Genomic DNA, 24,958 nt, shown 5'->3' with positions numbered 1-24,958 from the left:
TTTTAGCTAGATCAAACCTGCTGGTTGATGGCCATCAGTTTTACCTACTAAACCTGGAAATATACTCAAGTGTAAGTCTAAACCAGGACAAAATTATTGACGGAGCTACATAAACATTCCTTGCTCGAGCTACAAAACAGAAAACTTTCAAAAATTCCTACAGTAATAAATTGTTTGTAAACAAAATATATTTGTCAAGGATATATAAAAAAGGGTATAGTGCAACAATTAATAATTATTACCTCTTCTGTGATAGAAGGATTGACTAAAAGGATTTTTTTTCTTCTCTTGGTCGGGAGATGACTTTTAGGGCTCCACTAACGCCATCTCATCCTAAGGTCATGCGAGCAATTCATGTCGCGAAGCGTTTTCCGTTCCGGAATGCTCCGCAAACATGTCGGCTCAAGCGCCGAAAACGACCGCTTTTTTCTCCATGAATTGAGAGGGTTTATACCTTAATTTTTCGGTAATAGCTTAACAGCTTAACAGGGCAGTAGCAAAAAAGCGTAAGTATTTGATATTTTAACTTTAGGGTTTTGGTCGTCAAACTCTTACCCTTTGATCTAAACGGTAGGATTTCAATCCATTCCCCTATTCGAGCTTTAATATTTAGTATAAAAAAAGTCTCTAAAATATTAAATTAATCTAATCAATGATTATACCCTTTCTCATATTAATGAGGTATAGTATTTTGTCTATTCTTTAATTCCCTATTCCCTAAAGTCAAAAACTTGTCTATCTCACCAAGGGTGAGAATTACTAGAGCCAGAAATTAATAATGTCTTGCTAGATTTAACTTGTTTTAAATTAGCATCAAAATCTAATCAAGCTTTTATTTAATTAAAGTTATTTCTTGTATTTTTTCTTATCTTCATACATACCAGTATCAGCGTGATTAATTAGTTGGTCAATGTCTTCACTATCAAGAGGATACAAACTAACCCCAATACTGGTTCCCACAGATAAAGTATTCTCTTCTAGTTTGAAAGGTTGATTAATTGTATGACGAATTTTTTCAGCTACCCTGGATGCTCCCAGTTTTCCTGGAATACCTGGTAAAATTACAGTAAACTCATCACCTCCAAGTCTAGACACTGTATCACTTCCTCTTAAGCACCCTTGAAGTCTTTGTGCTACTTCTTTTAAGAGTAAGTCTCCTATAGCATGACCCAAGGTATCATTAACAGCTTTAAACCCATTCAGATCTAGAAAGAGTAAACCAACCATTTTCTCATTCAAATTTGCCCACTCAATAGCTTGACTCAAAGACTCATAAAATTGTTTACGGTTAGGCAATCCTGTGAGAGGATCGTGATGAGCCTGATGGTGTAAACTATCTCCTAATTGCTTCAGTTGGGCATTATCTAGTTCTAATCTTGCTGCTGCTTCTTTTAGGTTTTCCTCCATTTTTTTACGTTCAGTAATATCTCTAATTACTCCTACTAGAAATAAATTTCCTGCTGCATCTTGATGGAGAGTTCTTTTAGTAGCAATTATATGGGTAATTCCCTGAGCATCTGTAAAATATTCTTCGTTTTCTTGTTCTTGACTGGTTTGAAATACTAACTCATCTTGTTGCCAAAATATATTAGCTTCATTAGGAGGAAATAATTCATAATCTGTTTTAATGAGTAAGTTATCTATAGAGCAGCCGATAAATTTACCATAAGCTTCATTCAAAACAATACGACGATGATACTTATCTTTAACAAAAATAGGGTCAGGAATTGCATTAATAACTGACTGTAAAAATTCTGTAGATTTCTGCCATTCTTCTCTTAAGTGAGCAAGATGAAACATAATCATAGCAGCAGATCCACTAAGAGAAAAAATGGTTGGAATTACAGGCAACCACCAACCACCATAAATCAAGCTAACATAAGAAATTCCTGTAATACTAATACCGATAAATAGTGTTATTAAAATAGATTTTTTGGGTAATAATAATTTCCAGCTTAAATTAGCACCTATCCCAGAAAAAACAATAATCAATAACCATTCTAAAGGTTCAGGCAAAACTTTAATGTTGGCTCTACCATCAAGTGCTGAACTCAAAATATGACTCAAAAAACTAGCGTGTAGTTCTACACCAGATATTTTTTGTGGGGAGCTAAATAAACGAGTGCTATAAGAATTGAGGTGCAAATCTTTGACACTAATAGCAGTATAACCAATAATAATAATCTTATCTTTGAACAACTTTGGAGAGATGTTTCCAGATAGTAAATCATTCATGGTAACTATATGAAAGCTCTCTTGTTTTCTAGGATTTACTAAAAATTGATAGCCACCTGCATCAGCTCTAATATAAGCTCCATCATTTATTTTCAAACGATGAAATACTGCTGGACCTAGCTGCAAATCATTAGATTTATTAGCTTTTTCTGGCTCAATTCCTTCTGCTTTAAGGTAAATTAAAGCAAGTTTCAGTGGAAAACTTTCAAGAAATTTGTCATTTTCTGGGAACATATAGAGAAAGCTACGACGAATTATTCCATCAGCATCTATAATTAGATTGTTGAAACCTACTTGTTGTTTTTGCTCCAAAATAGTAGGAGCTTTGATTCCCAAATTATTGTCTATTCCTATTTTTTCAATACCAATTATATTAGGGATATTTTCTAGGGCTGTTACTAAATTTTTATAACCTGGTTCTTGAGGTAAATCACGATATATATCTAAACCAATGGCACGAGGTTGAAGGGAGTTTAATTTGTACAGTAATTCAGTTAGTAATTGATCGTTAATGGGGTGACCATACTTTTGTAGGTCTGCTTCATCAATTCCTACAATTACAATACGAGAATCGAAAGATTCTGTAGGTCTAAGACGAAAAAAATTATCATAAAGCGCCCATTCCCAAGTTTGCAAAAGACCTAATGAGCGCAAAAGTATGACGATACCAGCAGAGGTTGATGCTGTTATTAATACTCGGCTGTTTTCTAATAGCCAATGCTTGATAGTTTTCAGGATGGTATTTTGATGTTTACCGAAAAGTTTAAACATTTGTCAGTAATATAAATAAATAGCTATATTTAGGTAAAAACTAGCTCTCTATCAGCAGAGCCAGATATTCTAGATACACCCCACGACTGATGAAATTATGATGTTTGATTTACCATTATAGCTTATATATATTTACAACAATATTCTCTCCTGAATTGGAATAAAACAATAGATACAGTAGATTACAAGTTTGTGAGGTACAGAACACAAAAAGCCAGTCAAACAATTTTGCATATGTACTAAACTAATTGTATTTTATTTAGCTAAAATCTTTTGTATACCTCTTTTGTCACTCTCCGATAATTAGAATCTAGAAATAAATACTAAAGTAGGGTATTAAAATGGATGTAGAGTTACAAATTCTGTCAGCTTATTTATCTTAGAGACTGTTTGTAAAATAAGTATTAAGAGAACGAATAGTTACTAAAATCCAAAAAGAATTGAAATCCAGTAGATCAAGAAATATTAGGTAAATATATTCCTAGAAAAATAAGTGAGAAATAGTTGTGTTGATTTCTTCCTCCCTATTCCCTATTCCCTATTCCCTGTTCCCTATCTCATTTTTATCTTTCCTGATACATTCAATCTCTTAGATAGGATACATAAATGTAGAGATACTATGCTTGAAGTTTAGACTATAACTTTAGCTTTCTATAAGTTGTAGAATTACTTAGGATATTTAAGTATGTTAATGTTAATAATTAAAGGTTTTATTTTTTTAGGTTTTAAAGTGATATATAGCAATCTGCCCATAGGTCGCGGGTAATCAAAAAGTAGATAAAAAACTTGAAACTCCCGTCTGTTGACTGTTGCCTGTTGCCTCCATACCTAAAAGCGGTAATATTTTTATACACAAATAAAATAGGACTGCTATCTTGATAGATTATATCGGCCTAAATCAACAGAAACTATAAAGTCTTTTTATTGACCTTATTATTCGTAACATTCTTTTTTAAAATTGCTATTATAAACATAATAGGCACATTAGTTATGCAAGATTATGACAAAAGTTTGCCTAAACTTCCTACGCCAAAGGATTAGCTATAACTCAATTACAGCAATTTTGGACTTTATGAGGTACAAAATTTTAGGACTTTCGGGAATAGGGAATAGAAATTAGTATTAAACTTTACCTCACGATCTGGGCAAAGTGCTGTAATTTTTTTGCTTGTAGTTCATCTCACCGTTAAATCAAATATTATAACGGGAGTCCTCTAGCAAAATTTCCTAATAAATAAAATGGTGGCGATCGCCACCATAATTTGAACTGACCACCGATTAATTCCAGGACAGGACAGGAATAGTAGTGTCGGTGAATAACAATTTACTTTTAGATTGTTTTGATAGGGGAAGGAGAAGTTCTAGTTTCTGCTTCCCAATTCTGATAATCTTTTACCTTATTTGCTACACTCCGCCGAGTAGCTTCCACAAACTGACTTACACGAATAGGGTCTATTGGTTGGTCTATTTGTCCATGTCGTTTGAGGGAGCTAGATACAATGACGCCATCTGCAGCTTGCATCAAGGTAGAAATATTTTCCCAGTTGGCACCACTACCTATAAATACTGGCGTACCTGCTGCTGCTGCAGTAGCTAATTCTAAATCTTCCAAACTAGGAGGACTTCCTGTGGCCCACCCAGAAAGAATCACCCCATCAGCGAGACCACGTTCAATAGTTTCTTGGACGGCTGTTGTTAGATTTGGCGAACCCAAGGGTCGGGCGTGTTTGACTAAAACATCTGCCAAGATTTTGACATTACTACCCAGTTCTCGACGATAACGTAAAAGTTGATGTGCTATACCTTCAATCAATCCCTGGTCTGTGGCCATAACTCCAGTCAGAACATTCACGCGGATAAATTGGGCTTCTACACAGGAAGCGATCGCCATAGCACTTTGGCCATCGTTACGCAAAACGTTAATCCCTATTGGTAGGGAAACCAAGTTCATAATCTTTTGTACTAACAGTGTCATAGCACTGACTACAGCCGGATCAACTTGGTCTTTAACAAAAGGAGCATCGAAAAAGTTTTCTACTATGATGCCATCTACACCTCCTGATGCAAGGGCTGTAGCTTCTCTTTCTGCTCTACTGATAATTTCTTGGAGGTCACCTCCCCAAAGGGGTGAGGTTGGCAGAGGTTGTAAATGTACTACCCCAATAATTGGATTTCTGGTTTTAAATATTTGCTTTAAGTCCACGGGTTTACCTGAAACCACGGTTATGTGAAGTTTACTCGCCGTTAACCGCAAGGGGTATAATGGGAGTTTCTCAACTTTGCAGTTTGAGTTTTCTGCTTCAAGGGCTGACTAAGGTCTAAGCCTCCACAGACAGCAACGATGAGACCCACCGCCGTTTAGCATCAGAGATTATGGCGACTCATTGACGTAGCAGTCAGCGGTCAGCAGTCAGCTATTAGCTTTTCACTGTGTATAATGGGGGATTGAAACCCCCCATTAACACGCACCACTAATTTTTCAAATATAGTGGGGGACTTAAACCCTCGGATTTTAGCGCTCCTGCTAAATGCTGTTTGCGCAGCATTCCGTAAGGAAAAGCTAATAGCTAGTTAAGGACGCCCAATACGAGTTTTAGCTTTTCATGGGTTGACGCTTGACTTACTCAATTGAACCCCATACTCGTTAGTTTTTGTCTATGTTTTATTACAGGTGCTTTTTACCGCTACTCCTGATAGAAGTTATTTTAACATATTGTTTGTCAGGATTTTGAAGCCCCATGCCCAGCAATTCTCTTCTGGTTAAATTAAAGATTATAACGGAAGGTAAATTGCGAGATCGAGAAGGATAATTAAACCAACTTACTTACTCTATAGCTAAAAATATACTTAAAATTTGATTTCTGTATGACAATTTTAAGTAAAATCTAATTTACTTAAAATTATCTTAAAAACTATCAAAAAATTGCCAAAATACTGTACTCAAAAGTTATCGTGCAGAAGCAATTGAGTTACAATTTATTTGTGGTTGGATATTAATTATATATATAGCAATCCTCCGCATATTCGTGGCAAAAATCTTACTGCTTTTTAGGGAAGAGGGAATAGGGAACAGGGAACAGGAAGGAGTTTCAACTTTTTTATTTACTTTTTAATTTGTCACAACCTATTTAGGATTGCTATAGTAATTATCATACTGGTGAGGTCTAAAATTGTAGGCTTTAGGGAACATTTTAAACTAGGAACAGTGAAAAGAAAAAAATCAAGACAACTGTACTTCATAAAGGATGAGAAATACTATATATTTATCCTATTTTTAGTTATGATTTTTGTAAAATTTGGGAGTGGATATAGAAGTTGCATAGAACGGTAGTAAGTCCTTAGCAGCTATAGTTGGAATGGTTTTGATTGGAATTGAGTTATTATTTAATTTAGGAAAATCTATTCAGGATTAGTATCAAGTAATCGAGGTTGACAAAAAAAGATTGATAACTCTAAAGTTTAAAACTAAATCATTGAAAGTAAAATCAATAATTGGCAAAATTTATTAGGAATTTTAGATTAGTGAAAGCTCTATTAATAGTTTCAGCAATTATAATTGGCTTATTGGGGATGTTAGAAATAGGACTCCGGTTAGTCGTTGGTTTTGGTAATCCTCTTACTTATAATGCAGATAGTCAAATTGGTTATCTTTTGAAACCAAATCAAAATGTGAGTCGCTTTGGCAACCAGATAAAAATTAATCAGTATTCTATGCGTTCTGAGCCGATACAAGAGTCAAGAGAAAATAGTAAATTGAGAATATTTTTAGTAGGAGACTCTGTGGCTAATGGTAATTGGTGGACTGACCAAGATGACACAATTTCTGCAATTATACAAAACCAATTAAATGAAAAATTAGGTCAAGATAAAACTGTTGAAGTTCTTAATGCTTCAGCTAATTCTTGGGGTCCTAGAAATGAACTTGCTTATTTAGAAAAGTTCGGTTTATTTGATTCTCAAACTATAGTATTACTGATTAATACTGATGATTTATTTGCTAAAGCACCTAGTTCATTAGTGGTAGGAGTAGATCGGAATTATCCAGACAAGAAACCTCCTTTTGCAATAGCTGAAGTGATAAGTCGTTATTTATTACCAGCACCAAAAGTTCCAGAGATTGAAGAAGAAGGAGATAGGGTTGATTTTAATTTAGAAGCGATTAAAAAAATCCAGGAAATTACTAATCAAAACAATGCTAAATTTATTCTAGCAATGACTCCTTTACTCCGGGAAGTAGGTGAACCAGGACCTCGTGATTATGAAATTAAAACTCGTGAACGTTTAGATAATTTTACTGTAGCTGAAAATATTATATATCTAGATTTATTACCTATTTTTAAATCTGTCTCAGAACCTGCTAATTTGTATAGAGACCATATTCATTTAAGTCCTGAAGGTAATCAGGTTGTTAGTGAAACTATTAGTAAGTCAATTATTAATCATAGTCAGTTTTGAAGTCGGAATCAGGACTCAGGAGATATAATTACAGAAATTTCCCTGGATGATGAGGTAAAGTCTAATAATAATTTTTATTCCCTATTGCCTAAAGTTATCAAACTTTGTACTTCATCAATTTCCAAAATTCTGTAATTAGTAATAGATTCAAATATAGCTTTAAATTAAGAAAACCACATCTTAATTGTTGCTAGGTATCTTAAAGAAATTTATTTAATCAGCCCTACTAAATAATTACTAATCATAATTACAGCAAATTCGCTGGTTTATGAACTACAGTAGCAGTAGGTTTTGAAATAGTTTTTTTTGAATTATAAAATTAAGGTTTCATCCTTGTTAACCTAATCTCATAGAATCATTGTACTAAACTTAGATACAATAAATTAGGCTATATAAATTTTGATTCCTGAATTCTTTATTGTTCAAAACTTGCTCACAAAGATTAGTTATTTTTGAGAAAAATTGAGAAGTAATTATGTCTAACGAACCAGAAACAAAAGAGCCAATAACATCTACTTCCACTGATGAGTCTCTATCAGTAGAACAGAATCCCAGAGAGTTAGAATTATCAGAAAGAGTGGCGGAATTAGAAAAAAAATTAGATCAAGCACTAATGTTAATTTCTGATATTTACCGTTATGGAAAATTGAGAGATTTATTAGCAGCAGGTAAATGGAAAGAAGCAGATCAAGAAACTGCAAGAGTTATGTTAGAAATATCTGGTAAAACTGATAAGGAAAACCTGGTTCCTGATGATGTTATAAAATTTCCATGTAGTGTAATTAATTTAATTGATCAACTTTGGATTAAGTATAGTAATGGACGTTTTGGCTTTAGCGTACAAAAAAAAGTTTATGAAAGTATGGGTGGAACTTTTGATATTTCTCAAATTGATATGAAAGTTATGGAGAGTGTGGCTGAAAAAATTGGAGTACGATCAAAAGGTAAACCAATACCTTATAAAAATCTCAAATTTAGCTTAGAAACACCTCCAGGTGGTCTTCCTCTTGCTTGGTGGAGTTCTCCTTATGGAGCTAAGTCAGCAGTCTACTTTTTAGCTCGCTTGGATGCTTGTAACATTGATTGAATTTTTATGAATTTTTTGACTGTTAACAAGTAAAAATAGTTAAAACTATGCTAGAAGAAAGATATAAGCAAGGTAGGGAAAATTATTAGCAATGCTAATTTGAGGTATGAGGTAAGTAGTTAAGCTAAATTAAGAGTCATTAATATAGCAATCCTCCGCATATTTGTGGATAAAAATCTTACTGCTTTTAGGGAACAGGGAACAGGGAACAGGGAACACTTAACTGGTAAGAGTTTCAGTTTTTTTATATACTTTTTGATTTGTCGCAACCTATTTAGGATTGCTATATAATAGTAAAATTATATTTGGTTTAGAATAAATTAACAGAAAAATACTTTTTTAACTCCTGACTTATAACTCCTTACTCCGAAGAAATTAGAATCTATTTCATACAGTCATTCAGCAATGGTAAATTATTTGTATATAGCGGTTCTTTGATCAATGAGGTAGAATATTTTTTTCTCTTTCCTGATTCCCTATTCCTGATTCTCTAAAATCAAAAACTTGTATATGTTAGGAGTGAGAAAAAGCCTAGGACTACTATTGACCTAAAGAGTGTTTATCAAAAAAATATTAATACTGAAACGAATGGGATGAATTTACTTACATTTATTTATAGCTAATAGTAAAAGTAGGGATTTGGTGACTAAACCTCTAAATCAAACTAACTATATTTTGGTCATTTCAGTTATCAGTTAATAGTTATTAGTATCTCCTGGAATAGAGAGGCTTGAAATACTGAAGTTAATTTTTTCATCCCCTTAAAAGGATAGGCTTGAGACCTAATTTTATGGTCAATATTTCCAGACTATTTTTTAGTTGCCAATAGTTGTATATTCTTGTATGTTCTCTACTTCCTAATTCGTAATCCCTACTCCCTACTTCCTATTCCCTTTTTTAGATTTAGTGATAAATTAAGTCTCTTAATATTTAGGTTTTCTAGGAGCTTTTTTGGGTATTACTTCTGAGTCAAAATTCACTGATGATTTTTCATAGGTAGTCATTATATATTATCGGATTTACATTTTAGATGTGAATAGAGAATTATATATTTGATGGAATAGAAAATAAGAGAGTGTTTGGCAGAAGCAAAAATGACAATAATCATTTTACAACTCATCTGGAAATACTATAGCAATCTGCGCATTGGTTGTGACAATTTTTATAATAGTTAATTTAAGCTAAAAACATGAGTAAATTCTGACTCCTGACTCCTGTAAAGGTGTTAACTATAGTTATGTGTAAGCTAACAACCGTTTTGCTCCACAACATGAAACGCCCCTACCACTAAAATATTACAACTTATAGCGGTTTTCACTTCATGACTTGCATTACTTCTTCCTTCTCTCCTAGATAACTAAAGCCTTCTTTCTTTCTTCTTTCTTTCTTTAAACTCAAATCTCTGTACTCTATATTAATGAAAACTGGTATAAATAGGATTGCTATATATTAAGTAGGTAGGTTAAATTAAATAGAAAAGGATTGTTGAGAAAGAACACCGGAACATAATTAAGTAGACCAAATTATTGTTTATCTACTTATACTTATAAAGTATACAAGTATATTTATTTCCCCTATTCTCTACTTTCGACTTTTTGAAAAATGTTAAATTAATTTTGCACAGGTACTTAATTAATATAATTTTGGAGGTGACTTGGTAATGGAAGAAAAAAAATTTAATCTGAAACAAGTTATATTTTCTGGAGTAATGATAGCTTTGATGGGTTCAGTGATTGGATTAGCTGCAGCTGAGATGAGTAAAAATCCTTATCAATGTTGTAATTTAACTAAAATAGATAAAGGGTATAGTAGTGCAAAAGCACCTCGTACTTATGCGATAGTAGGTGCAATTTTGGGATTTGCTATTGGGTCAATTCAAGAAACTGTGAGGTCTCTAACACCAGAAGATGAATAAAAGTCAAAAATTTTGATTACTTTTTTCATCTTATGTATCTATAAAAAATACCAAATATTAATCATTAATTATCAACTATTAACTGTGGCAATTATTTCACAGTATAGAGGTTTTTTGTTGCCAAGGATCTAAGATATCTTTGAATAAAGTTTCCTCAATCCAAGTTTTAGCTACTACTGTTAAAGGTAGAGCTAAAATCAAACCTAAAATTCCAAAAAAAGTAGTGAAGAAAATTTGACATCCTAGAGTAACAGCAGGTAAAAGCGAGACTTGTTTTGCCATAACAGTTGGACTTAGCCAATAACTTTCAAGATTCTGAATAATAATATATAAAACTCCTACTGCAGCTATTTTCCAAGGAGCATCTAAAAGAGCAACCATTATGGGAAAGACTATACTCATAGTCGGACCAATATTAGGAATAAAATTGAGTAAACCTGCGAGTAAAGCATGAGTCAAAACTAAATCAATTTGTAATAGTAATAAACCAATACCACTACAGGTCGCCACAAAAAGAGAGTTAATTACTATTCCACCAAACCAATTACCTAAAGCTACCTCGCATTTTGATAGAATTTCATCTGCACGTCGCCGATAAAAAGAAGGAAATAAAAGTAATCCTACTCGTCGATAAGCTTGAGCATTAACCAAAAACATTATTGTTAATACAAATACTAAAAGTACCTGTAAGAATACGATAAAAGTATTAGAAAAAATCTTAAAAAAGTTGCTAAATAATTGAGTACCTAATGTTTGTGTTTGTACTAGCATATCAGTGGCAGTAGGTGGTGCTGGAAATAGATCGGGTCTTTGTCGATATAATTGCACAAGTTGAGAGCGGACTTCTATAAATACATCAGGTATTAAGGCAACTAATTTTTGAAACTGGGTAATAAAAGGTGGTACAACTAGCAACAAAAATAGCAGCATAATTAATGCTGCTAAACTTAAAGTAGCAATTACAGCTAAGTTTCTTTTAAGACCCCATCTATTAAATTTCTGTACTAATCTATTTAAGGCAGTTGCTAAAACTATTGCAGCAAATATTAATAGTACAAGTCGTTGAATTTCCCAAAGGATATATAGGGAAATAAGCAAACTAAAAAATCCTAACCATTTACCAAAATTCATATTTTTTTGTTGTCGAGTTGTTGGAGTGTAAGTATTCAGCAGTCAGGTATCAGGTATTGTTTTTGGTGTGGGTTTAAAGCTATATTAAATCAGCCATAATTAAAATATTACTAGAAAATTTGTAAGTCTATATTCATTTAAACTACTCCCTTAAAAATAGGGTCTTATAGCAATTACCAAAAGTAATGCATTACTTGATTAATGCTTCAGTTATTAAGTAATTATCTTGGTAGAATCACATTTTTTATGATTTGAGGCAATTTAATATTAATTATCATTATTTTTACTTCTCCCGTACAGACGTATCGCTACGCGACATGTTTGCGGAGCATTCCGGAACGGAAAACGCATTTTTGCCTGTGCAACGTCCCTACACTCCCCTACTCTGAAATAGATAAAGTTTTTGAGAAATGGTATTATTGCTGAGAGCTGAAAGCTAATAGCTGAATGTTTACGTTGGAGTTAGATAAACTGTGACAATTTCAAGCTGAGGAATAAACCATTAAATTTTCTCGGTTGTCTACTTTCCCCCTTTGTCTTCCAGATAAGTGGTTCAACTAATCAATATAAAATTTTTCAAGCACTACCTTGACTCTGGGAGTTCAAGAAAATAGATTAATCTAGCTATTATTATAAAGCTGAAAAGACAAAACTTGAGAAATTATAGTAACAGAATATTTATAATTAACAGCTCTGTGTAAGAATAGGGGGTTAGATTCAGAATAGTCAATCAATACTTTGAAACTTCTCTCTAAATAGTAAATATTTTGATGATTTTCTCAACCTCCTACCCTTAGCTCTAACCTAAGTATTCAGCAGTCAGCTATTAGCTATTAATTGATTGCCTCATAAGTAGGAATTAGTATTGATAAATTTAAGGATAATTAAAAGTATTGGAAGAAAAACTGACCTTAACGAGGGAGAATGTATATTCACTATAAAATTTTTCAAGCACTACCTTGACTCTGGGAGTTCAAGAAAATAGATTAATCTAGCTATTATTATAAAGCTGAAAAGACAAAACTTGAGAAATTATAGTAACAGAATATTTATAATTAACAGCTCTGTGTAAGAATAGGGGGTTAGATTCAGAATAGTCAATCAATACTTTGAAACTTCTCTCTAAATAGTAAATATTTTGATGATTTTCTCAACCTCCTACCCTTAGCTCTAACCTAAGTATTCAGCAGTCAGCTATTAGCTATTAATTGATTGCCTCATAAGTAGGAATTAGTATTGATAAATTTAAGGATAATTAAAAGTATTGGAAGAAAAACTGACCTTAACGAGGGAGAATGTATATTCACTATTTATGAAACAGCTAATAGGGGTTAGCTTTTAGCTATCAGCAATAAAAATGAAAGATTAATAAGTGTCAATCATATTATCGGTTAAAAATGTAGTAGAAGTTAAGCTAATACTTGCTTTATTTATTATTAAAAAGCTGTTTAGCTAGCGCACAACGCGCGTTTTTCATGTCGGCGACAGCCGAAACGCGGAGCGACATGTTTGCGGAGCATTCCGTAGGATGAGCTAAATGCTTACGGAGTAAATGCTTTATATTCAGTAATTTTAGTTCTTTTCATTGTTATTTTTCCCAGCTATAAAATATAGCATGACTTTTTAAAGCTGCTATAATAGATACCGCTTTTTTTCAAATATATAGCCAAAATAAATTAGATTTGGTATGACTTCTTTTAAGGATTAAGTTGAACTTTATAGTATTTCTCAGTAAGCATGAGATACACTTGTATTTTTATTCCCTATTCTCTGTCCCCTATTCCCTAAAACCTAGAATTTTGTATCTAAGTATTATAGAAATCCTGATTACTGAAAGTATTATCAGAGATAAGTTCCCTGTTTCCTAATACTTATAATTAGGGTTTGGTGAAAAAGTATTTTTTAAGTAGTAGGGGAGCGGGGGAGTAGTGGAGTAATTTTTTTCCCGACTCTTGCCGAAAATACTAAATTTTTGATTTTTCGGGAACCGTGCATTAAGGGCTGAAAACCTGGTACTTTTTACCGAATAATTAAGGTTTAAAGCCCCTCATTAGCAAGGAGAAACAATGAATTTATTTTCCTTTTATTCAATCCTCTTCCTTTTAGAGAGAGGTAATTATCCATTATCAATTATCAATTATTGAACGACCTAAAAAGACACCTTATTTCTTGTAAATGCTTTGAGATTGATTCAGGAAGCCCTAATTACTTGTTGACCTAGAAATTAAGATTTAAAGCCTCTCCTTTCAGGGAGAAAAAAATTTCTTTTTCAGTAATCCTTCTATTAGGGAAGAGGTAATTATTAATTATTAATAATTAATTATTGAACCCTACCTTTTTGTAATGCTAATTTTGAGGTGTAATTTAGATGAATTTATCAAAAAATCCCGTCTTATCACTGTCAATAATTCTACTTTCTTTAACAGTAAATGGATGTACCATCTCTAACAAAAAATTACCACCATCTCCTGAAGTAACTCAAGAGCAGCAAAAGAAAGTATTAACTCCTGAAGAAATACACGAAAAAGTTTTAACAATTGACGGTCATATAGACTGGCCTTATCGTCAATATAGATATCCTGATTTTCAACCCAATATCAGACATCAACCAGGAGAATTAGACAGTGGTCAATGGGATATTGTTCGGATGGAAGAAGGTGGATTAGATGCGGTCTTTATGGCAATATTTACTCCTCAAAAAGAACGCGATCGCCAAGGTCACGAACAGGCAAAAGCAAAAGCCATTAAGATGATTGAAATAACAAAAAAGATGGCAGAGGAAAATTCAGATAAAGTTGAACTTGCCTTAAATCCACAGGATGCTGAACGGCTGGATAAAATGGGAAAAATGGCAATATTTATGGGAATGGAAAATGGCTATCCAATTGGTAAAGATATTAGTAATGTTAGATTTTTCTACGACCAAGGTATTAGATATATAACAATCACCCATTTCAAAAACAATGAACTTGGCGATTCTTCTACCGATAAAAAACAAGAATGGAATGGGTTAAGTGACCTAGGAGAAAAAGTTGTTAAAGAAATGAATCGTTTAGGTATCATGGTCGATATTTCTCACGTCCATGATGATACATTCTGGGATGTAATTAAGTTAACAAAAGCACCAGTTATTGCATCTCATTCTAGTGCTAGGTCTCTCGAAAATCATCCTCGAAATATGAGTGATGAAATGTTAAAAGCTGTTCAAGAGAATGGTGGGGTTGTACAAATTTGTATTTTTGATACCTATATTAAAAAACTACCCCAAACAGCAGAAAGAAAAAAAGCAATGAAAACAATTGCCAAAGAAATAACTGCTTATTGGCAAGGAAAACTGAGTCAAGTAGAAATAGAAAAATTTAGAGAAAAATATGATCTAATTAATGATAAATATCCCAAAAATAAACCTACTGTTGCTGATGTAGTAGACCATATAGATTATATGGTAAAAGTTATGGGTATTAATCATGTTGGTATTGGTTCAGATTTTGATGGCGGTGGTGGAGTTAGAGGAATAAATGATGTTTCAGAAATGCCAAATATTACAAAAGAATTAGTAGCACGGGGATATACTGAAGAGGATATTCAAAAAATTTGGGGTGGAAATTTAATCAGAGTTTTTAGTGAAGTGCAAAAGGTAGCAAGAGAAATTCAGAACGAAGAAATATCTGGAAAATAACTTTGTAAAATGATTTATTTATACCAAATTCACAAAAGTAAGTTACATCTTAATTTGTGATTTATTCCTATAGTAAATCAATATATAAATCCTATTTTATTCGTTTCAAAAATCTTGCCAATGCTTGGAAATAGCTTTAGAGGCAATAGTAAATTAGTAAGAGTTTCAGAGTTTATTTCTAGTTTTTGAATTTTAATATTTTATCTAACGAGGTTTGGTCTCCAAACCAGAGCAAAGAAGGGATTTTAGAGACCAAACCCATACAGTTTTTTCTCTCATCTCATTCCTGATTGTTATAAATTAGTATTAGACTATGATTGAGATTTTATTTTCGGTTGTATCTGCTGTTTTTCCAGTTGGGTGTATAGTTTTAACTGGTTTTATATTTGGCAAAAATTTTTCCATTGATGAACTGACACTTTCTCGACTAGCTTTGTATGTTTTATTTCCTGCATTACTAACCGATATAATGTATCGAACTACTATTAGTATTGAGGAAGCAATAGGAATATTTATAGCCTTTGGGTTAACTTATCTTTTACTCTGTTTAATAGCTTGGGGAATAGGAAATAGATTAGGTTTTTCAGAGTCTCTACAAAAAAGTTTATTGGCGACTACAGCTTTACCTAATTCTGGAAATATGGGATTACCTGTAACTTTATTTGCATTAGGAGAAGCAGGTTTAGAAAGGGCAGTAATTTATTTAATATCATGGAATTTAATTGTGATGAGTACAATGCCTGCTATTCTCAAAGGTGGGGGGTTTAGGTCTGGTATTATTTTTACTCTAAAACTGCCCATAATTTGGGGAATGATTTTAGGTTTAACTCTGAACTTATGGGATATTGAATTACCTCTGAAATTGGATGATGGTTTACACCTTTTAAGAGGAGCTACAATTCCAATTGCTTTATTATTGATGGGAATACAAATATCTAAGAATCGTTTTCTACCAGGTACTTATGAATTATGTGCTAGTTTAGTCCGTTTGTTAGGAGCAGGATTTGTTGCTTATTTAGTTGGTAAAATTCTGAGTTTGGAAATGCTTGATTTACAAGTGTTAGTATTACAAAGCGCTATGCCAAGTGCTTTAACTTCTTTTATCATAGTTAATGAATTTGGTGGTGATGCAACAAGAACTTCTAGAGTTGTAATAGTATCAACACTATTATCTTTTTTAACTTTGCCTATAGTATTATGGGCGATTGGAGCAGCATCTTGATGTTATGCTAATTAGGGCATACTGAAAAATTTTTTGTTTTGAAAAGCAATCAGTAAGAGGCAATAGGCAGCAATTTTTAGAGGTTTAATTTGAGTCAAATATTTCACTATAATAGTTCAACTCTTGCAGGTTATCTTGAATACTTCATATCTAATAATTGCCAAGAGATGAATTAAGAATTTTCTGCAAAATTTTAATTTAAAACTTGCTATTAAGGTTAGAGTTTTATTTAAGTTTTCAGACTATATTCAAAGCCCTAATATTAACTAAAATATGGCAAAAAGCTTAAGTATTTATACCATTTTGATAAATTTTTACTACAGATAGGCAGGTAATTTTTTAGGAGTCAGGAGTCGTATGGGAATAGCTTTGATGCCATTGATTAGTTCATATTCGATCTTATTAGTCAAATGGACATCTCCTGTAAAGTCTTTTTCTTGCCCTTATTATTCTTAACATTCTTTTTTCAAATTGGTATTAGCAGTTTGCTAGACTCTTATAGCAATTACCAAAAGTAATGCTGTACTTCAGCTTGACTTCAGAAGTCAAATAGTTACCAAGATTCAAAGTCTGTTTTTGACAATTATTAGTCGGTTAGTATTGTTTTTTCCTACTTTTAACCTCTCCCGTACAGACGTTGTATGCAACGTCCCTACCCACACTTCCCCACGCAATCATAATATAGTATTTTTTTTGAGAAATGGTATTATACAGGAACTGCGTTATCAGCAATTAGCTAAGTAAATTATGCAAAATTAATTACAGATACTCTAGATACTCAACACCCTATACTGTAAAAATCAAAGGGAAGAAAATTAGGTAATTAATTTTGCCTAGGCACTTATATTGAGCAATAATTATGAGAATATAAATCCCTATCTAAAGTTATCTCTATTCTCTTTTTTCAAAGCTAAAAGTTGAATGCTTACTAAAAAGCTGAAAACAATATTACCTAATACTAAATTCAAACAAGATAGTTCATTAATGGATAATGGATAATGGATAATGGATAATGGATAATGGATAATGGATAATGGATAATTACCTCTCCCTTTTAGGGAGAGGATTGACCAATAAGGAAAAAAAATTATTTTTTCCCCTTGAAAGGGGAGGCTTTTAACCTAAATGATTTAATTAATAATTATTAATTATTCGGTAAAGTGACTGGAGGTAAAAAGTAGGAAATAGGGAAAACTTTCGCTCTCTAATTATCCCGTATTGCCAAACTAGCACCTCCCCTTAAATACTAAAAAAATTTAAGATAAAAGTATTTTTTTTACTGGTATAACTGTCAAGCGATTAGCTATTTTTAACCTTTTAAATTAGGTTTAAGTAAATAGAGTGATGAACTGAGTTATGGAAAACTTTAACCCTTAATCTTCCACCTATAAATAGGGTTTGCTGAAAAAGTCTTTTTTAAGGAGTAGGGGAGCGGGGGAATAGGTAGGGACGTTGCATGCAACATCCGTACGGGAGTAATTTTTGGCCTCAACTATGCGCCCAAAATGCTAACTTTTTGATTTTTCGGGAACCGTGCATAAAGAGCTGAAAACTAGGTACTTTTTCCCGACCTAAAAAGGCACTTACCTTTATCTGTAAATGCTTTGAGATTTAATCAGCAAGCCCTAAATAAAGGATTAAAATTGGTAAATCTCTAACTCAGCTTTTAGTGTAATTTTTTTTGGTTTTCAAATCAGTCTATTCCTATATTTGACTCAATTTTGCATGATTTTTCAGTTGATTTAGTGACAAATTATTATCTAGATAGGATAAAAGTTTCAGGTTTAACTTTGTGGAATTAATTGTGTATTACTACTTATTATCCATTCTAAAGCCTGGTCTTTTTCTGACCAATAAAAACATTTGATCTCTATCTTGGCAATATTGCTAAAAATTTTATTACTAACACCAGCCAACTTATGTGCCCAAACTTGGTCAGATACAACTGCTTTTTTCTCAAAATATTTCAGATGAGGGAAAGCAAATTTTAAGTCTTCCCATAAACCTGCCATAGATATTCCTTGAAACTTTTTAACTTCAACATAAACTCGTAATTTAGGTTGAGATTTTAATCTTTCCTCAACTAAAGTTTTCATTTTTTCAATGTCGCTTGTTTCAATTTTCCCATCAATACTAAGACCAATGATGTTCTGATTTGCTAGAGGTATAATTTCCATCATAGTAGTTTTCTCCTTCTGAGATACTTCTAATTTTAATCTGTTATTTTTTGGTAGAGCTTCCTAATATTTTTTCTCCCTTTATACAGTAATTATGATTCTTTTATTTCCTCAATTTTCCCCTATTAATTCATTTGAAATACTTTTAAACTTTTCGCTAAAACTTGGCTGATTTTACTACATATCCATAACTATTAGCGCTCAAATAATTTCATCCTAAATCTAATCCAATTGATATCTGAGTAGTTTGATTTCCCTCCTAAATATTAGCCTGGATTAATAACTGAAAATAATAAACTCTTTTGCATTTAAACGACTTATTGTTGTGTGCTTCGTTAAAAAGAAAATCTTTATTACCTCTGACTTGCTAAGATGCATTTAAAATGTGTCTTAGCTTAACCGTAAGTTTTAGAAATTAAATCTACTTGCTTAATTTGTTCTATTTCATTATAGATGCCAATCCCAAATATCTATAAGCTTGAGATTTCCTATTCCTAATTTATCTGTGAAGGTTATAGATTTTCTATCATCTGAATAAAAACTTTCAGAGGTTTAATATTCCACAGACGAAGAATTACACTTAAAACTTAGGAAATCCTTTTTTTCGCAGATTTACTTTTTTTACAGTTATTGTAGAATCTGAGCATAGAATAAAATACTCACCCATTTCTGCCATAGCTTGTTTTAGTTGAGAGTTAAATTTAGCTGCCAACTTAAACTATTTGCCTAATACCTTGCAATATTTCTATAGTTTAGCTTGACTACTACCTTGAAAATAAGGGGATAAACCCACAAATTTTTCCCAAATAAATTGACCTACTCAGATTACTTCGTCTATTACTGAGTATTAAGTTTTATTAGCTTTAAATTTAAACTTCAAAGCAAAAGGTATCAACCTAATACTTACTCTTAAGCTACAACTTAACTTTAACGCAAGTAGATTAAAACTGCCACCAAAGAAGTTCATTTGTTTACATTTATTAAAACAAGCGAGTAGTTTTTTATCCTCCTGCTGAAGTAGAGAATATTTGGGAGTTGCAAATATTGTTTACTGAAAAATATAAGTATATATAGCAATCCTACTTTAGTTGTAATATTTTGGTGGTAGGGGCGAATTCGCCCCTACAGTAGTAATGATTATAATTGTTAATTGCTGAAGAGATAAAAGATATTAATTAAACTGCTTTTGATAAAAACGAGTGTAAAGTTCACCTTTTTCTAATAATTCTGCGTGGGTACCTGATTCTAAAATTTCACCATTTTCCATAACCAAAATTCGATTAGCACGTCGCACAGTTGCCAACCTATGTGCAATAATAAATACTGTCCTCCCCTTCATCAATCTTTCCAAAGCTTCTTGTACTAAATATTCAGATTCAGAATCAAGAGAAGAAGTAGCTTCATCTAATATTAATATCCTTGGATTTTCTAATACTGCACGAGCGATCGCTATTCTTTGTCTTTGGCCTCCAGATAAATTAACTCCCCTTTCTCCTACCCAAGTTTGATAACCTTTAGGCAACTTACTAATAAACTGATGAGCATTAGCAACTTTAGCTGCTTCTTCCACAGCATCAATATTATAATCTAGTTGCCCAAAAGCAATATTTTGTGAAACTTTTCCCGAAAATAATGTCACCTCTTGAGGCACAATTCCAATTTGTCTTCTCAGACTTTTAAGAGTCGTATCTTGAATATTAATATCATCAATTAATATTTCCCCAGACTGAACATCATAAAATCTAGGAAGCAAATTTACAAGTGTAGTTTTTCCCGCTCCAGAAGCACCCACCAAAGCAATTATTTCTCCTGAATTTACCAACAAATTCATATTTTTTAAAACCTGCTTTTCAGGATTATAAGAAAAACAAACATTCTTATACTCGACTTTTCCCATTATGGCAGGAAGAGATATCGCGTCTGGTTTTTCTATAACTTTCGGTTGAATTTTTAACAATTCAAAAATCCTGTCACAAGAAGCTTCACCTTGTTTAAAATCACTATAATTACTTGTTGTCAAAGAAATCGGATCGATTAACAAAGCAACACCCGTTACATAACTAATAAAACCCTCCCCAGTCAGATTTCCTTGAGATATTTGCCACCCTCCCAAAAAAAACAAAAAAACCACACTCATTGCTTCCAAAAAACCTACCACTACAAACTGAAGAGCTTTAACCTTTTCTGCCATATATTTTGCTTGTCGGTTTTGTTCAGCTTCCACAGAAAACTGAGCAATTTGATACTCCTCAGCAGCAAAAGCTTGAACCACTCTAATACCACTAAATACCTCTGTTATTAAAGCCGATAAATTAGAAATGTGATTTTGACTTTTGTGGGAAAAAGAAAGTAACTTCTCTCCAAACCAACCTATTAACAATGCCATCAAAGGAGCAATAATTAAAGTTGCCAAAGTTAACTGCCAATTCAGATAAATCATGTACCCTAGCACAACAATTAACTGTAAAATGCAAGGAACAAATTGGTGAAAAAACTTATTAATAACCTCTCCCGTCCGGTCAATATCTTCCGTAATTCGATAAGAAAGGTCTCCAGTTTTTGAGTTTTCAAAGTAACTAATATTAAGTCTTTGTAGGTGAGAATAAACTTGTTTACGCAAATCTAAAGCAATACTTAAAGCCGCTTTTGCCATGAGAGTATCTTGACCATACTGCACAGTACCCTTAATGAGAAAAATGATAGCTGCTAGACCAGCAAGTTGAGCGATCGCCCCCACATCTCCCCTGCCGATATAACCTGCCATTTCACCCATTAGCCAAGCTAAAATAGGCCAGAAAATAGTAAAGATTAATGTACAGGCCAATGCCTTGACAATTGTTGGCCAATATTTATATATATAAGGTAAAAGCTGCCAATAATTGGAGCTTGATTTTAATATGCCAAAGTTAATTTGATGTTTCAAAATATAAAATTTCTATATTAAATATAAAAAAACTTGCTTTTAGTGATTTAAAATGATAGAACAATTTTAACGTCAAGTTGTAGGAAAGTGTGGTGGCGTCTAATCGTCCATCCTCCGCATTACAGGCCAGCTCAATTTTATTTGGCAGTTTTACTTGAGTTATATAATTTCTGTGATATTCTGTATATGCCAATTTCATACTTAATTTGTTAGATTGTTGGCATAGGCTGGGAGTACATCTACCTAAACCCCAAAAATCAATATTTACATCTACTTTAAAGTCCCGCTTCAGAGGTATCTTTAAAAATTGGGATGTAATATTTATTAATCAGGTAAAATCCTGTTTTTAAGTAGTTCATTTAATTTGATTAAACAGAGGAATTTATGGAAACATTAGCATTTTCCCATTTAGCCTGCAGTGCAGAAGACTCTGATAATAAAGAGTATACTGTTTGTGTAGATTTCAAAAAGCTATCTACCGCTGGTGCAATGGGTTTACTATCTGCCGCTACTTTAGCTGGAGCAATGAGCTTCACTGCTGATTCTGCTTCTGCTTATGGTGGTTATGGCTATGGTAGCTATGGTCGCTATGGTGGCTATGGTAGTTATGGTGGTTCTCGTAGCTATGGTCGTAGCTCTGGTCACTACTATAAAAAAGTTGTTAGTAGCTCCTACAACCGTTCCTATGGTCGCTCTAGTGGCTATGGGCGCTACGGTCGCTACGGTGGTTATGGTGGCTACGGTGGTGGCTACGGTGGTAGCTGCGGTGGTGGCTACGGTGGTGGCTGCGGCTGCTACTAAGCTTTTGATAGCCTCAAAGTCCATAAATAGTAAAGTAATTGTGGACTTTGATAATTTTTTTGAATATTCTGCATAAACAATCTACCTAACATGGTAGCCTAGTAATGCAACTAGGGAAATCATAGGATTTCCTTAGTTAATATTCTAAATTTAACTAAATCCGTTGGAGTAGTTTACTTCACGGCATTACCAAGAATAAAATCTACTTTTTTTGAGTGTCGCACTGCAAAAGATACCCAGAATGCTATAAGCCAAGTGGGTAGGCACTCACAAAAAAAATGTCAAATATTACTCATCCGAGGAGTTATGGAAACATTAGCATATTCTCATCTAGCTACCACAGAAGAAAGTTATACAGTTGAACCAACCTTTGAAGGAGTGAACTGGAAAAAGTTCTCTAGCTTAGGTATGATGGGTCTTCTATCAGTCGCTACTATTCTAGGTGCCCTCAGCACAACTGCTGATTCCGCTGCTGCTTGTCACCACTATAACCGTTGTGGTGGTTATGGCCGTGGCTATAAGTCTTACGGTAAGCGACATCATCGTCCTCGCTATCGCCATGCTGCTTACCATGGTCATCGTCGTTACCGCAGTCATGGATATTATCTTCACTATGGTAGCCGTGGACACAGAGTTGCTAGGTTACAACACCAACTAGGAGTTATGGGCTATTTCCATCATCACCGTGCAACTGGTTATTTTGGCCATAAAACTAAGTATGCAGTTCGAGCATTCCAACGTGATGTTGGCTTAAGACCAGATGGCATTGTTGGACCTCGTACCAGAGCAGCTTTAGGTTTTTAAAGATAAAAATTTAGCTTTAGTGCTGATGAGGTTGAAGAAACTAAGAAAAATCATAGTTTTTCACCTCACAGTTATTCAAAGTCATAAATGTCATACCAGGAGCAACAACCTAAATAAATTGCTTCTGGTAATTTTCATAAGCTTATATATAATACTCCTACGCCAACTTTACAGTATGTCTTTGGCTTCTACTTTTCTAGTACCTGTATCCTATTGGACAAGAGCTGGCTTTAGGAACGGAATGCTTTACCGCCCTGTGTTTTATATATCTAGCTAAGTTTTGTTTAATCGTCACAAATCATAATGATACTTAGTAGGACAAGAATGATTCCTGTCTGATATTGTCCATAGAATTAAAATCGGTGGGAATTCCACCTAGGTGATCTGATATTAACATCATTCTTGCTACTATGTATGAGAAACTTTGAAAAAAGGCGTTGCTAAATCAAAGGATGAATCTTTACGGAACAGCTAAATTCCTTCTTTTTCTTCCTCTACTTTCTCTTTCTCTAAATCTACAATTTATCCCACAAATATACAACGCCTGAAAAAAATATCTTTAAGTGATTTAGGTAATGTTTCAGATTCTGTTTTTACCCCTTGGCTAACCTTAAGCTTAACTTGGAAGTTACCCGATCTGCAAATTTGGAACACTTTCTGTTCTGACTGTTCCCCATAGAAATATCATGGTCTAGAAAAAAACAGTTTTCTAAAGTATTCAAGCAGTCGTTAACAGAGGTTGACTAACTTCTATAATGTCCTTTTTTCAGTTTTTTGCCAAGGTGGATTAGCAATATACTCACCATAAAACAAACTAAATTTCCAAAAAATTTTCAGCCAATGGAGAATAGTTTGTCTAATATATTGAATGAGTGTGTGGTATTGATTGACCCCAAATGTAGGAGTTCTTAACATATTTCCTACTCCTCTATCTAGTGGAAGGTAGTTCTATATATTATTGTATGATCCCGACTAATCATTCAGGATAGTCCTCTTAACTAAAGTTAATAAAGAGTAGGTTAAGATTCAAAACAACTAGATTTTTACTTCTATGAGGAAAAATCTAGTTTTTGACTCTGATGTAATAAGCTCACTTGCGCAGGACTAAAACAGGACAATGGGAATACCTGACAACCCGTTCAGCAACAGATCCCAATAAAAATCGACTAATACCAGTATGTCCATGGGAAGGAATTATAATCAACTCCACTTTTTTTTCCTGAGCATAGTCCAATATTTCTGGAGCGGGATTTCCGATCACCACACTGAAATTAATACCCTCATATTCCTTTGCTGAAAATTTTTCGTGAAACGCCTTTTCCACCTGCTGTTTACGACTCTGGTCATCAACAGTATGCCACCTTACTCCTGGTTCAACAGGATTAAGATGGGGCAAGACATGAAGCACCCATAAATGAGAGGTATCTGCAACAAATTCTAGAGCCACATTAATTGCCTCAATAGATTCATCGGAAAAATCTATGGGCACAAGTACGGAGTTTTTAGGAAATATACTCATTGCTTTTTTGATAGTGGAAGAAGGAAGAAGTAAGAAGGAAGAAGGAAGAAAGAAGAAAGAAGACCGAAGTTGAGAAAATTGGATAGGGGTATTTTATCCAACTCGCTCTACTTCTACAAACTCCAACTATTTGTAGATACTACGAGTGAAGGTGGGATATTAAACCCATCAAGGAAAAGATAAAAAGTAAGAAGGAAGAAGGAAGAAGGAAGAAGGAAGAAGGAAGAAGGAAGAAGGAA

At 33.3% G+C, this 24,958-nt stretch carries 15 protein-coding genes; 8 read left to right on the top strand and 7 right to left on the bottom strand.

Features of this window, described 5'->3' with window-relative positions:
• Positions 1-846: 846 nt before the first annotated feature.
• Positions 847-3,006 carry a CHASE2 domain-containing protein gene (locus ACP6PK_RS27455; protein ID WP_426564429.1) on the bottom strand — a complete coding sequence of 720 codons (2,160 nt, stop codon included), beginning with the start codon at positions 3,004-3,006 and terminating at the stop codon, positions 847-849.
• A 1,330-nt stretch (positions 3,007-4,336) separates the two neighbouring features.
• The gene (btpA, locus tag ACP6PK_RS27450; RefSeq protein WP_094672066.1) at positions 4,337-5,209 is read right to left on the bottom strand and encodes a photosystem I biogenesis protein BtpA; all 873 of its coding nucleotides are present in this window, start codon (positions 5,207-5,209) and stop codon (positions 4,337-4,339) included.
• Positions 5,210-6,528: 1,319 nt separating this feature from the next.
• On the opposite strand from btpA, the gene ACP6PK_RS27445 reads away from it, so the two are divergent.
• The 3 genes from ACP6PK_RS27445 to ACP6PK_RS27435 all read left to right on the top strand — a co-directional run bounded on the left by ACP6PK_RS27445 (position 6,529) and on the right by ACP6PK_RS27435 (position 10,463).
• Entirely contained in the window at positions 6,529-7,461 is a 933-nt protein-coding gene (locus ACP6PK_RS27445; protein ID WP_426564427.1) for an SGNH/GDSL hydrolase family protein, read from the top strand.
• 475 nt (positions 7,462-7,936) lie between these two features.
• On the top strand, positions 7,937-8,548 hold the full coding sequence (locus ACP6PK_RS27440; protein ID WP_426564425.1) for a GUN4 domain-containing protein: 612 nt from the start codon (positions 7,937-7,939) through the stop codon (positions 8,546-8,548).
• Between the two features lie 1,660 nt (positions 8,549-10,208).
• A complete protein-coding gene (locus ACP6PK_RS27435) occupies positions 10,209-10,463 on the top strand; it encodes a hypothetical protein (RefSeq protein WP_246844033.1) in 255 nt (84 codons plus the stop codon).
• A gap of 96 nt (positions 10,464-10,559) precedes the next feature.
• Here ACP6PK_RS27435 and ACP6PK_RS27430 read toward each other — a convergent pair whose 3' ends face one another.
• A complete protein-coding gene (locus tag ACP6PK_RS27430; protein ID WP_426564423.1) occupies positions 10,560-11,594 on the bottom strand; it encodes an AI-2E family transporter in 1,035 nt (344 codons plus the stop codon).
• A gap of 2,066 nt (positions 11,595-13,660) precedes the next feature.
• On the opposite strand from ACP6PK_RS27430, the gene ACP6PK_RS27425 reads away from it, so the two are divergent.
• The 3 genes from ACP6PK_RS27425 (at position 13,661) to ACP6PK_RS27415 (ending at position 16,495) form a co-directional block, all read left to right on the top strand.
• Positions 13,661-13,738 (top strand): DUF4896 domain-containing protein, encoded by a 78-nt coding sequence (locus tag ACP6PK_RS27425; protein WP_371357262.1) that lies wholly within the window; start codon positions 13,661-13,663, stop codon positions 13,736-13,738.
• A gap of 224 nt (positions 13,739-13,962) precedes the next feature.
• The gene (locus tag ACP6PK_RS27420) at positions 13,963-15,273 is read left to right on the top strand and encodes a dipeptidase (RefSeq protein WP_426564421.1); all 1,311 of its coding nucleotides are present in this window, start codon (positions 13,963-13,965) and stop codon (positions 15,271-15,273) included.
• A 313-nt stretch (positions 15,274-15,586) separates the two neighbouring features.
• Positions 15,587-16,495 carry an AEC family transporter gene (locus ACP6PK_RS27415; RefSeq protein ID WP_426564419.1) on the top strand — a complete coding sequence of 303 codons (909 nt, stop codon included), beginning with the start codon at positions 15,587-15,589 and terminating at the stop codon, positions 16,493-16,495.
• Between the two features lie 1,784 nt (positions 16,496-18,279).
• On the opposite strand, the gene ACP6PK_RS27410 is transcribed toward ACP6PK_RS27415, so the two are convergent.
• Positions 18,280-18,675, bottom strand: coding sequence for a SpoIIAA family protein (locus ACP6PK_RS27410; protein WP_094675861.1), 396 nt, complete (start codon positions 18,673-18,675; stop codon positions 18,280-18,282).
• A gap of 1,168 nt (positions 18,676-19,843) precedes the next feature.
• Positions 19,844-21,595 carry an ABC transporter ATP-binding protein gene (locus tag ACP6PK_RS27405; protein ID WP_426564417.1) on the bottom strand — a complete coding sequence of 584 codons (1,752 nt, stop codon included), beginning with the start codon at positions 21,593-21,595 and terminating at the stop codon, positions 19,844-19,846.
• A 384-nt stretch (positions 21,596-21,979) separates the two neighbouring features.
• Between ACP6PK_RS27405 and ACP6PK_RS27400 the strand changes: the two genes are divergently transcribed.
• Both ACP6PK_RS27400 and ACP6PK_RS27395 read left to right on the top strand, forming a co-directional pair.
• On the top strand, positions 21,980-22,396 hold the full coding sequence (locus tag ACP6PK_RS27400) for a hypothetical protein (protein WP_426564415.1): 417 nt from the start codon (positions 21,980-21,982) through the stop codon (positions 22,394-22,396).
• A 306-nt stretch (positions 22,397-22,702) separates the two neighbouring features.
• The gene (locus ACP6PK_RS27395; RefSeq protein WP_426564413.1) at positions 22,703-23,200 is read left to right on the top strand and encodes a peptidoglycan-binding domain-containing protein; all 498 of its coding nucleotides are present in this window, start codon (positions 22,703-22,705) and stop codon (positions 23,198-23,200) included.
• A gap of 750 nt (positions 23,201-23,950) precedes the next feature.
• Here ACP6PK_RS27395 and ACP6PK_RS27390 read toward each other — a convergent pair.
• Together ACP6PK_RS27390 and ACP6PK_RS27385 are read right to left on the bottom strand one after the other, a co-directional pair.
• Complete coding sequence (locus tag ACP6PK_RS27390; protein ID WP_168186638.1) at positions 23,951-24,115, bottom strand: hypothetical protein; 165 nt, start codon at positions 24,113-24,115, stop codon at positions 23,951-23,953.
• Positions 24,116-24,290: 175 nt separating this feature from the next.
• Positions 24,291-24,719, bottom strand: a complete 429-nt coding sequence (locus ACP6PK_RS27385; protein ID WP_094675867.1) for a universal stress protein — start codon at positions 24,717-24,719, stop codon at positions 24,291-24,293.
• Between the last annotated feature and the right edge of the window lie 239 nt (positions 24,720-24,958).

Source organism: Dapis hubbardiae BLCC-M172, assembly GCF_050016015.1.
GTDB lineage: Bacteria > Cyanobacteriota > Cyanobacteriia > Cyanobacteriales > Microcoleaceae > Trichodesmium.
This window is presented reverse-complemented; position numbering and strand designations above follow the sequence as displayed.

Bases quoted from the DNA above. Each gene is read 5' to 3' on its own strand.
- ACP6PK_RS27435 (WP_246844033.1), top strand. From the start codon at position 10,209: ATGGAAGAAAAAAAATTTAATCTGAAACAAGTTATATTTTCTGGAGTA.
- ACP6PK_RS27425 (WP_371357262.1), top strand. From the start codon at position 13,661: ATGAATTTATTTTCCTTTTATTCAATCCTCTTCCTTTTAGAGAGAGGT.
- ACP6PK_RS27400 (WP_426564415.1), top strand. From the start codon at position 21,980: ATGGAAACATTAGCATTTTCCCATTTAGCCTGCAGTGCAGAAGACTCT.
- ACP6PK_RS27395 (WP_426564413.1), top strand. From the start codon at position 22,703: ATGGAAACATTAGCATATTCTCATCTAGCTACCACAGAAGAAAGTTAT.
- ACP6PK_RS27455 (WP_426564429.1), bottom strand. From the start codon at position 3,006: ATGTTTAAACTTTTCGGTAAACATCAAAATACCATCCTGAAAACTATC.
- ACP6PK_RS27430 (WP_426564423.1), bottom strand. From the start codon at position 11,594: ATGAATTTTGGTAAATGGTTAGGATTTTTTAGTTTGCTTATTTCCCTA.
- ACP6PK_RS27420 (WP_426564421.1), top strand. From the start codon at position 13,963: ATGAATTTATCAAAAAATCCCGTCTTATCACTGTCAATAATTCTACTT.
- ACP6PK_RS27385 (WP_094675867.1), bottom strand. From the start codon at position 24,719: ATGAGTATATTTCCTAAAAACTCCGTACTTGTGCCCATAGATTTTTCC.
- ACP6PK_RS27410 (WP_094675861.1), bottom strand. From the start codon at position 18,675: ATGATGGAAATTATACCTCTAGCAAATCAGAACATCATTGGTCTTAGT.
- ACP6PK_RS27415 (WP_426564419.1), top strand. From the start codon at position 15,587: ATGATTGAGATTTTATTTTCGGTTGTATCTGCTGTTTTTCCAGTTGGG.
- ACP6PK_RS27390 (WP_168186638.1), bottom strand. From the start codon at position 24,115: ATGTTAAGAACTCCTACATTTGGGGTCAATCAATACCACACACTCATT.
- ACP6PK_RS27440 (WP_426564425.1), top strand. From the start codon at position 7,937: ATGTCTAACGAACCAGAAACAAAAGAGCCAATAACATCTACTTCCACT.